Genomic DNA, 10,221 nt, shown 5'->3' on the forward strand with positions numbered 1-10,221 from the left:
ATGCACTATCATCAAACATGTATATTTTAGTTATTTAATATACAAAAAATTAATTGAATATTTCATTTACTCAAGCATTGCTAATAAACTAGGGGCGGCTATAGGCATACATGCTATTGATAAATTAAATTTAAGAAACAAGGTTTTATTAATCAAGTGAATAACAAGGGATTAGCGGTAATTGATCAATCGGTTACAGATAAAAAACGCCACTCGCTACGTAATTCAACAAGCACCGTTAACTTGTCTGATAATGTAAAACGTCATAAATTATAGGGTGACGCTATTATTCTTTATACAAGAAATTCAAGATTTTTTGCTAAACGATAACGCCATTCTAATATAAAAAAACCGACCCTAACAGGTCGGTTTGTAAATTTATGTTTGCTTACTGTTTAGCTTCGATATTATCACCAACTAAATCCAAATGAATGGTTTTACCTGGGACTAATTTGCCTGACAGTATTTGTTGCGCTAATGGATTTTCAATCTCTTGTTGAATTGCGCGTTTTAACGGTCTTGCACCATAAATTGGATCGAAGCCCACTTTAGCAAGATGTTCAAGCGCTGCATCAGTAATATCCATTTGGTAACCACGTTCATCTAAGCGTTTTTCAACATGCGCCAACTGAATTTTTGCAATCGCTTTGATGTTTTCTTGACCTAATGGGTGGAATACCACTGTTTCGTCAATACGATTAATAAATTCTGGTCTAAAATTTTTAGTTACAACTGTCATCACTAGAGCTTTCATTTCGTCATAACTTAGATCAACTTGACCTTGAATTAAGTCAGATCCTAAGTTTGATGTCATAATTATGACGGTATTACGAAAATCAACCGTGCGACCTTGACCATCCGTTAAACGCCCATCATCTAATACTTGCAGTAAGATATTAAAGACATCTGGGTGCGCTTTTTCAACTTCATCAAGTAATATCACTGAGTATGGACGACGCCTTACTGCTTCGGTTAAATAACCCCCTTCTTCATAACCGACATAGCCAGGAGGTGCGCCAATTAAGCGAGCAACGGAGTGTTTTTCCATAAACTCTGACATATCAATACGTACCATGGCATCTTCGCTGTCAAACATAAAGTTAGCCAGTGATTTGCAAAGTTCAGTTTTACCGACCCCTGTTGGTCCCAAAAATAGGAACGATCCAATTGGTTTATTAGGATCAGAAAGCCCAGCCCGACTACGACGAATCGCATTAGCTACAGCAACAACCGCTTCATTTTGACCTATTACACGTTTATGTAAGGCATCTTCCATATGTAATAATTTGTCTTTTTCGCTCTCAAGCATTCTAGAAACCGGAATACCGGTCGCTTTAGACAACACCTCAGCAATTTCGTTATCAGTCACTTTGTTGCGCAATAACTTCATTGTTTTGCCTTCTAACTGTGTTGCTGAAGCAAGTTTCTTTTCGAGTTCTGGAATTTTACCGTATTGTAATTCAGACATTTTATTCAGATCACCAGCGCGACGTGCTTGCTCTATTTCAGTACGTGCTTTTTCAAGTTCAGCTTTAATGCTTTGCGTACCCGAAACAGCCGCTTTTTCTGACTTCCATTCTTCTTCAAGTGATGCATATTCTTTTTCTTTTTCAGCAAGTTCATCATTTAGCATCTCAAGACGTTTTTTACTAGCATCATCAGACTCTTTTTTAAGCGCTTGCTGCTCAAGTTTGAGTTGAATAATACGTCTTTCAAGTCGATCTAACGATTCCGGTTTTGAATCCATTTGCATACGAATACTTGATGCCGCTTCATCAATTAAATCAATCGCTTTGTCAGGTAACATACGATCAGAAATATAACGATGCGATAACGTTGCCGCAGCGACAATGGCTGGATCGGTAATTTGCACATGATGATGCAATTCGTAACGTTCTTTTAATCCTCGCAAAATAGCAATCGTGTCTTCAACAGTTGGCTCGGCAACATACACTTTTTGAAAACGACGCTCTAACGCAGGATCTTTTTCAATATATTGGCGATATTCGTCTAACGTTGTTGCACCAACGCAATGTAATTCCCCTCGAGCCAGTGCTGGTTTTAACATATTACCAGCATCCATTGCACCATCGCTTTTCCCTGCTCCAACCATGGTATGGATTTCGTCAATAAATAATATAATACGGCCTTCTTCTTTCGCTAAATCTTTAAGTACAGCCTTTAAGCGTTCTTCAAATTCGCCACGATATTTTGCACCTGCAATCAAGGCACCCATATCTAATGATAAAACGCGTTTATTACGCAATCCTTCAGGTACTTCACGGTTAACGATACGTTGTGCTAATCCTTCAACAATAGCGGTTTTACCTACACCTGGCTCACCAATTAATACGGGATTATTTTTAGTACGACGCTGTAATACCTGAATAGTTCGACGAATTTCTTCATCACGCCCAATAACAGGATCAAGTTTGCCTTGTTCTGCCCGTTGCGTTAAATCAATGGTATATTTTTTCAACGCACCTCGTTGATCTTCTGCATTAGGATCATTCACGTTATCACTACCTCTTACTTGATTGACGGCTTGGCTAAACTTGTCTTTATTGACACCTGATTTTTTAAGAATATCACTTAGGCTACCTTTATCTTCTAAAGCAGCTAAGATAAAGAGCTCTGATGATATATAACTGTCACCATTTTTTTGCGATAATTTATCGCACAAATTAAGTGTACGGACAAACTCTTGTGATGGAATAACCTCCCCACCCACACCCTGAACTTGCGGTAATCGATCAATCGCCTGAGTTAATTCTTGTTGTAAAATAGCTACATTTGCACCCGCTGAAGCTAACAATGGCGCTACACTGCTGCCTTCTTGATTAAACATGGCTGATAGAACATGCACAGGCTCTATATATTGATTGTCTTTACCTAATGCCATTGACTGCGCATCAGCTAAAGCTTGTTGAAACTTGTTTGTTAATTTATCTAACCTCATCGTATTTATCTCCTGAGCAATAGATTTGAGTTAAACGTGTATACATTCAACCCATTTGCATGATATCTAAATGAGTGTTGCAACCTAAATTTCAAGAGCAAATTTAAAATATTTTTTATAAAATTTGTACAGTAAATTAGCGAGTATTTAAAAAACTTAATTAGCATCAAAATAAAGTTGTTTGCAATACATAAATACACGTTCAACCAGTGTTGAAAGATGACAAATCAACTTTTATCCATTATATTAACACCTTTATTTTGTTAGGCGTGCTAACCGTGGTTCGTAACCCATCCCACGTAAAAAAACTAGGAATACAACATGTTCAAAATAGCCAAAGAGTTTCAATTTGATGCTTGTCATATGCTAGATGGACACAATAAAAAGTGTCATAACCTGCATGGTCATACTTACCGCTTATTAGTCGAAATTAGCGGTGATCTTATCGATAGTGGTTCAAGTCAAGATATGGTAATGGATTATGCCGATCTAAAAATGATTGCTAAAAAGTATATTGTCGATCCTTTTGATCACGCTTACCTTTATAATCAAAATAATAGAAATGAGTGCCGTATTGCTACATTATTGCAAGAAATGGATCGCAAAGTCTTTGCCTTACCGTGCCGAACAACTGCAGAAGGGATGAGTAAATTTATTTTTGATTGCTTATCTAAATATTTGCCTGTTTCGATGATCAAATTATGGGAAACACCAACTTCATATTGTGAATATTATCGGAGCCCAAAATGATCGAATTTCGCATAGTTGAAATCTTCGAATCTTTACAAGGCGAAGGTTATAATACGGGAATGCCTGCTATTTTTATCCGCTTTGCAGGCTGTAATTTAAATTGTGCTTGGTGTGATACTAACTTTCGCCAATTTACTCGATTTACCTTAGAGGCATTAATAGCAAAAGTAAGCGAATACAAAAGTAAAAACATTATTATTACAGGGGGTGAACCCACTAGGGTTAAAGCGTTACCACAGCTACTTTTGTCATTAAAAAATGCTGGTTATTTTATTGCCATTGAAAGTAACGGTCTTGGCAAAGTCGATGCGCTTATTGATTATATTGCCCTCAGCCCGAAATTTTGCTACCAGTCGCACTATCAAAAAATAGTCCAACCAACAGCCAATGAAGTGCGAATTGTTACCGAAAACCACCGTGATTTTATTGCTTTTTGCCAATATATCGAAACTCAGATACAGGCAAAACGCTATTATCTTTCACCTTGTGAAAAAGATGGTGCATTCAATATATTTGATACCATAAAACTACTGGGAAAAATTAACGAAAATCGATTAGATAATAAATGGTTATTGAATATACAAAGTCATAAACTTGCAGATATTGAATAGTGTCTATTTTTTAATCTAACTCGTTAAATATTGGAGAATGAGATTGAATAGAAAATTTTAAATAAAAAGATAATGAAAGTTAATTAGATAAGTCACTATTTGCTTAAATTAATAAAATAACTTCATTTTGCTCCATTTTTTAGTGGTTTTTGTTGATATGAAGTGGCTTTATGTCGATTCTTTAAGCTTTGCTAGTAAAAAGGGGTATTGATAATCACAAATGTTCTCCAAACACATAATCCACAAAATAAGTTTATTTTTTTGTTTAAAAATCATTCAGAAAAGCCATTGATTTTATTGATGTTTTTTGCAGCCCTAAATATACTGACAAATAATCAAATAGGGTTATTTATAATAAATCATAAAGTAGAATATCGATTTTACTTAAATTTTTCACTTTTTCTTTAAGCAAAAACCATCGAGCCACTTATGCAATCAGTGACAATTATCGACTTTGTCGGTATTATATTGGTCATTTTATTATAATTAGTTAGGTTTAGTGTGAATATTCAACAATTATTAACACAACGTGTTTCGCAAGCAATGATTATGGCGGGTGCAGATAAGAACTGCGATGCGCTAATTAAGCAATCAACTAAAGTGCAATTTGGCGATTATCAAGCTAATGGCGTTATGTCAATTGCCAAAAAGCTAGGCATGCCACCTCGGGAACTTGCTCAGACAGTTTTACAACATCTTGATGTTGATGATATTGCTGAAAAAGTTGAGATTGCAGGTCCTGGGTTTATCAATATCTTTTTAAAAAATAGTTGGATTGCTGAGCAAAATGAAATTGCTTTAAGCAGTGATAAACTTAACATTACTTTACCTGCAAAATCTCAAACCATTGTGGTTGATTATTCTGCGCCTAATGTGGCAAAAGAGATGCATGTTGGGCATTTGCGCTCAACAATTATTGGCGATGCCAGTGTTCGTGTTTTATCTTTTTTAGGTCATCACGTTATCCGTGCTAACCATGTTGGAGACTGGGGCACTCAGTTTGGTATGTTAATTGCTTATCTTGAAAAAATGCAAAATGAGCATGCTAATGACATGGCGCTATCAGATTTAGAATCTTTCTATCGCGCAGCTAAAAAACATTATGACGAAGACGAAGTATTTGCCGAAAAAGCGCGTAATTATGTAGTGAAATTACAAGGTGGCGATGAATATTGTCGTGATATGTGGCGCAAGCTAGTTGATATTACCATGACGCAAAATATTGCCACTTATCAACGTTTAAATGTTACCTTATCGCTTGAAGACACCATGGGTGAAAGCATCTATAACAGCATGCTACCTAATATCGTTGCCGATTTAAAACAGAAAGGGCTTGCGGTTGAAAGTGAAGGGGCGATTGTTGTTTTTCTTGATGAGTATAAAAACAAAGAAGGCGAACCAATGGGCGTTATCATCCAAAAACGTGATGGTGGCTACCTTTATGCGACAACTGATATTGCTTGCGTTAAATACCGTTACGAAACATTACATGCTGATCGTATTCTTTATTATATTGACTCCCGCCAACATCAACATTTAGAGCAAGTTTGGACAATTGTTCATAAAGCGAAGTATGTGCCTGAATCATTAAAACTAGAACACCATATGTTTGGTATGATGTTGGGTAAAGATGGCAAGCCATTTAAAACTCGCTCTGGTGATACCGTTAAATTAAATGATTTGTTAGATGAAGCGTGTGAACGTGCAACAACGTTAATTCGTAGTAAAAATCCTGAATTATCTGACAGTGAGCTTGCCCAAATAGTTGATGCTGTCGCTATTGGTGCTGTTAAATATGCCGATCTTTCAAAAAATCGTACTACCGATTATGTGTTTGATTGGGATAATATGTTGTCATTTGAAGGTAATACCGCACCTTATTTGCAATATGCTTACACTCGAGTACTGTCCATATTTAAAAAAGAAAATATTAACGAAGACAGTTTAACAGGCAAAATTAGTTTAGACACAGACAAAGAACGAGCTTTAGCAATGCGTTTAATTCAGTTTGATGAAACTATTTCAATTGTAGCTAGTGAAGGAACACCTCATGTGCTTTGTGCTTATCTTTATGAAATTGCAACGCTGTTTTCAAGCTTTTATGAAAACTGCCCTATTTTAGCAGCCGAAAGCGAAAGTTTAAAACAAAGCCGTTTAAAATTAGCCTCTTTAACAGCGAAAACACTTAAAACTGGTCTTGACATGTTAGGTATTAAGACGGTTGATAAAATGTAGTTAAGTCGCCGCCTATGCTAATGCATAAGTGGCATTTTTGCTTAAATATATTACATTTTAATTTTTATAACTAAATATGATTGGATTTATTGTTCGTCATCAAAATAAGTTAATGGCTTTGTTGCTATTATTTATTGCTATCCTTGTGATTCGTTTGTATCCACATCCACCTCTTTGTGAACCACTAACTTTTTCAAAACGCTATTATGATGACAATAACCAACTCATTCGAATGACATTAGCCAACGATGATCGGTATCGTTTATGGACACCTTTAGAGGATGTTTCACCCGATATTATTAATGGGCTACTATTACACGAAGATCAGTGGTTTTATTATCATATCGGTATTAATCCATTTAGTTTAGCTAGAGCTTTTGGCGCAACCTATTTAGGTGGGGGTAATCGTCAAGGTGCATCAACCATTACCATGCAGTTAGCACGAATGCGTTGGCAGTTAAATACTAAAAATATTGGCGGTAAATTGCATCAAATTGCTCGAGCGATACAATTAGAGTTGATGTATTCTAAGCATGATATTTTAGAGGCTTATTTAAATTATGCGCCTTTCGGGCGCAATATTGAAAGTATTGGTGCAGCATCGTTAATCTATTTTAATAAGCCTCCATCGCAAATGAATTTACCTGAAGCATTAACGCTAGTGGTTCTACCTCAATCACCAACATACCGTATTGATCGTAAAACAGGATTTGCAGGTAAAGCATTAGTAAAAGCCAGAAATCAATTATTTGAACGCTGGCAAGAAAAATATGATGTAGATAGCAATATTGCTGCTCTTTTTTTGCAAAAATTAGTTTTACGTCAACCTGAACAAATGCCTTTTGGTGCGCCTCATTTTGTTAATCAGATAATTCAACAACACCATAGCGATGCTCAAGAAGTTAAAACGACGTTAGATAGTAATTTGCAAAAAATCATTAGTCGGCAAGTTAATTTGTTTATTGAACGAAGCCGTTTAAAAAACATTAATAATGCATCGGTGATTTTGGTTGATACACAAACCATGCAGGTTAAGGCGCTGTTAGGATCGGCAAATTACTTTGGTAATTCTATTCAAGGTCAAGTTAACGGCACGCTTGCCAAACGCTCACCTGGCTCTACACTTAAACCGTTTATTTATGCGCTAGGCATTGATCAAGGCGTTTTGCATCCTCGTACTATTCTAAAGGATGTTGCCACCGATTTTGGGGCATATACTCCTGAAAATTTTGATCGTAACTTTCGTGGTCCTATCTCAGCAACCGATGCATTAATTCATAGCCGTAATATACCTGCAGTAACGGTTGCTTCTAAATTACATAATCCCTCTTTTTATCAATTCTTAGTTAATGCCCACATTCAAAAACTTGCTGATGAATCACATTATGGTTTATCTCTAGTTCTCGGCGGCGGTGAAATTAGTGCGCAAGAATTAGTTGGACTGTATGCCATGTTAGCTAATGAAGGGCGTTGGCAACCATTAAAATTTACTGAACCAACGATATTACCCAAGCCACAACATACGTTACCCGAACCGCAACAATTGTTAAGCCCTCAAGCGGCATTTATGACAATTGATATGCTGAAACAAAATACTCGCCCACAAGATGTTCTTAGTAAAATGCAAAATAAAATAATTCCTGTTGCATGGAAGACGGGTACATCATGGGGATTTCGTGATGCTTGGACAGCAGGAACTTTTGGCCATTACGCTATGGTCGTTTGGCTTGGTAATTTTGATGGTAGTGGCAATAATGCTTTTGTAGGTGTAGATGCTGCTACGCCACTTTTTTTTAACATTGTTGATAGTATAAATGCTTATTATCCTAACTTACATAAACCGAATCGCCCATTACCGCCTAATTTAAAGCGTATTGATATTTGCCTAACGAGTGGTAATTTATTAACTCAATGGTGCAAAGCAAAAGGCAAAACATGGTTTATTCCTGGCGTTTCGCCAATTAATCCAGATACGATTTTTAGACCCGTTATGATCGATAACCAAACAGGTAAAGCAGTTTGCCCGCCTTATGACTTAACAACGTCTCACTTAGCTGTTTTTGAATACTGGCCTTCAGATTTAGCTGCTATTTTTGCAAGCGCCGGCATTCCTAAAAAAACACCACCATCAACCAAGCATTGCCGTTCATCACAAAACTATTTAGGTGAGCCACCCAAAATAACTTCACCACTTAAAAATGTGGCTTATCAATTTAGATCAACAAAACAAAAAAATGAACAAATCAGTTTTACAGCTACCAGTGATGGCAATGTAAAAACACTTTACTGGTTTGTTAATAATAATTTTATTGGGCAAACAGATCCAAGAAATGCAATTAACTGGATCCCAACACAAAGTGGCACATTCAAAATATTAGTGATGGATGATTTGGGACGAAGCAATTCTAGAAAAATTAAAATCGAACTTTTTGATTAATCGATTATGATGATAGCTAACTTTAAATGGCGTAGGATCATAATGAGAATTTAAATTACATTAATTATTTAACTGTATTAATTACTAATTCATTAATATGATTTTTAGTTTAGTTGACAAATTCAATAAAATAAAATATCGCATTATGCGGATCAACTGCCTACAACTAAGCCCACCTAGATTACACCATGAAGTGCAATTGGCCTTAACGCCTTAGAATAAAAGCAGGCAGGACTTTTAAACTTATGTCGTTTTCTTTGGCGTGAGTTCAATAAGCTGTATGAGTTTTTACTTAATCGAGAAGATATTGAATACACAAAGACCAAAGTCATTAGCATTTTTATTCCATCCTCTCGCCATTTTGATAATGGTAATGAACCAAATAAGCACTAGTAAAATTTTGAATAAACTTACCACTATGTTGATAATCCCTTTTAGGCTCAAAAAAACCTTTTTCAATAGCCCATTCATATACACTTTTATTTAGAGGCATCTTTGTTAAAATCCCACTTAAACAATATTTTTTTATAAAGTCTTCTGCCTGTTTTAACTCCTCATAAACACCTGAGCAAAACTGAGCTTCATTTCCATGAAAAATCCATATAAACGATTGCATTATTTTCTCCCACATACCCTACTACGATGATTTTTATATTTAAGCCAACGTTTAATTGTATTTAAACCCTTTCCAATTTTGATATATTTCGATCAACAACACTGCGCTGTTGTTTATTTAACTCAAGTTCGCTTTTTACTGGTTTCCGATTAGCTCCAACCCCTATCATTCAACCTTCACCTTTTACGTGAGCATGTGCTAGAGGGTGACCCCCATGATAATAGTACTCAATGATAATATCACTATCTTTAACTATTATAGTAGAAGGAAAAGTTGAGCTGGCATGTAACCTCCACGGATCGACTCAAGTCAATCCATTAGACGCATACTAATACAGATTAAATCCATCTAGCAGCCCAATTGCGATTAGCAGGGTAAAACGTCTGTAGTTGGATAAGTATTTATTCTATTTTTTCTCATGAAGAATATTAACAAATAAATTATGTATATTCTGACAAAAAACTGAATTTTCAATTAGTTCAGGTAACACAAGTACATAATAAAATACATTATCAAAATGCAAATTTATATCATAAGGTTCAAAATCCGAATCATTATCGAATTCAAATAGTGTAGCGATCCCATTCAACGTTGTATTTTTTGCCTCGATTCC

6 protein-coding genes, 1 pseudogene and 1 riboswitch are annotated in these 10,221 nt (G+C 35.8%); of the genes and pseudogenes, 4 read left to right on the top strand and 3 right to left on the bottom strand.

Annotation, left to right across the window (positions count from 1 at the left end; genetic code table 11):
• Positions 1-388 precede the first annotated feature (388 nt).
• Positions 389-2,959: an ATP-dependent chaperone ClpB gene (clpB, locus tag A9G30_RS01880; RefSeq protein WP_065587868.1), complete on the bottom strand. Its 2,571-nt coding sequence runs from the start codon at positions 2,957-2,959 to the stop codon at positions 389-391.
• Positions 2,960-3,231: 272 nt separating this feature from the next.
• Positions 3,232-3,277: riboswitch (PreQ1 riboswitch) on the top strand.
• A gap of 3 nt (positions 3,278-3,280) precedes the next feature.
• Here clpB and queD point away from each other — a divergent pair.
• From queD to pbpC, 4 genes are all read left to right on the top strand, one after another.
• Entirely contained in the window at positions 3,281-3,709 is a 429-nt protein-coding gene (gene queD, locus A9G30_RS01885) for a 6-carboxytetrahydropterin synthase QueD (protein WP_065587869.1), read from the top strand.
• Positions 3,706-4,320, top strand: coding sequence for a 7-carboxy-7-deazaguanine synthase QueE (locus A9G30_RS01890; protein WP_065587870.1), 615 nt, complete (start codon positions 3,706-3,708; stop codon positions 4,318-4,320). The genes queD and A9G30_RS01890 overlap by 4 nt, the downstream gene beginning before the upstream one ends.
• A 501-nt stretch (positions 4,321-4,821) precedes the next feature.
• On the top strand, positions 4,822-6,555 hold the full coding sequence (gene argS, locus A9G30_RS01895; protein ID WP_065587871.1) for an arginine--tRNA ligase: 1,734 nt from the start codon (positions 4,822-4,824) through the stop codon (positions 6,553-6,555).
• A 76-nt stretch (positions 6,556-6,631) separates the two neighbouring features.
• A complete protein-coding gene (gene pbpC / locus A9G30_RS01900; protein WP_065587872.1) occupies positions 6,632-8,992 on the top strand; it encodes a penicillin-binding protein 1C in 2,361 nt (786 codons plus the stop codon).
• A 340-nt stretch (positions 8,993-9,332) separates the two neighbouring features.
• Here pbpC and A9G30_RS01905 read toward each other — a convergent pair whose 3' ends face one another.
• Together A9G30_RS01905 and A9G30_RS13135 are read right to left on the bottom strand one after the other, a co-directional pair.
• The gene (locus A9G30_RS01905) at positions 9,333-9,608 is read right to left on the bottom strand and encodes a DUF7710 domain-containing protein (protein WP_065579658.1); all 276 of its coding nucleotides are present in this window, start codon (positions 9,606-9,608) and stop codon (positions 9,333-9,335) included.
• 406 nt (positions 9,609-10,014) lie between these two features.
• Positions 10,015-10,221 (bottom strand): annotated as a pseudogene (locus tag A9G30_RS13135) (hypothetical protein); the annotation flags it as partial.

The sequence above is a fragment of the Gilliamella sp. Fer4-1 genome (genome assembly GCF_001690515.1).
Lineage (GTDB): Bacteria > Pseudomonadota > Gammaproteobacteria > Enterobacterales > Orbaceae > Gilliamella > Gilliamella apicola_C.

Bases quoted from the DNA above. Each gene is read 5' to 3' on its own strand.
- clpB (WP_065587868.1), bottom strand. From the start codon at position 2,959: ATGAGGTTAGATAAATTAACAAACAAGTTTCAACAAGCTTTAGCTGAT.
- queD (WP_065587869.1), top strand. From the start codon at position 3,281: ATGTTCAAAATAGCCAAAGAGTTTCAATTTGATGCTTGTCATATGCTA.
- A9G30_RS01890 (WP_065587870.1), top strand. From the start codon at position 3,706: ATGATCGAATTTCGCATAGTTGAAATCTTCGAATCTTTACAAGGCGAA.
- pbpC (WP_065587872.1), top strand. From the start codon at position 6,632: ATGATTGGATTTATTGTTCGTCATCAAAATAAGTTAATGGCTTTGTTG.
- A9G30_RS01905 (WP_065579658.1), bottom strand. From the start codon at position 9,608: ATGCAATCGTTTATATGGATTTTTCATGGAAATGAAGCTCAGTTTTGC.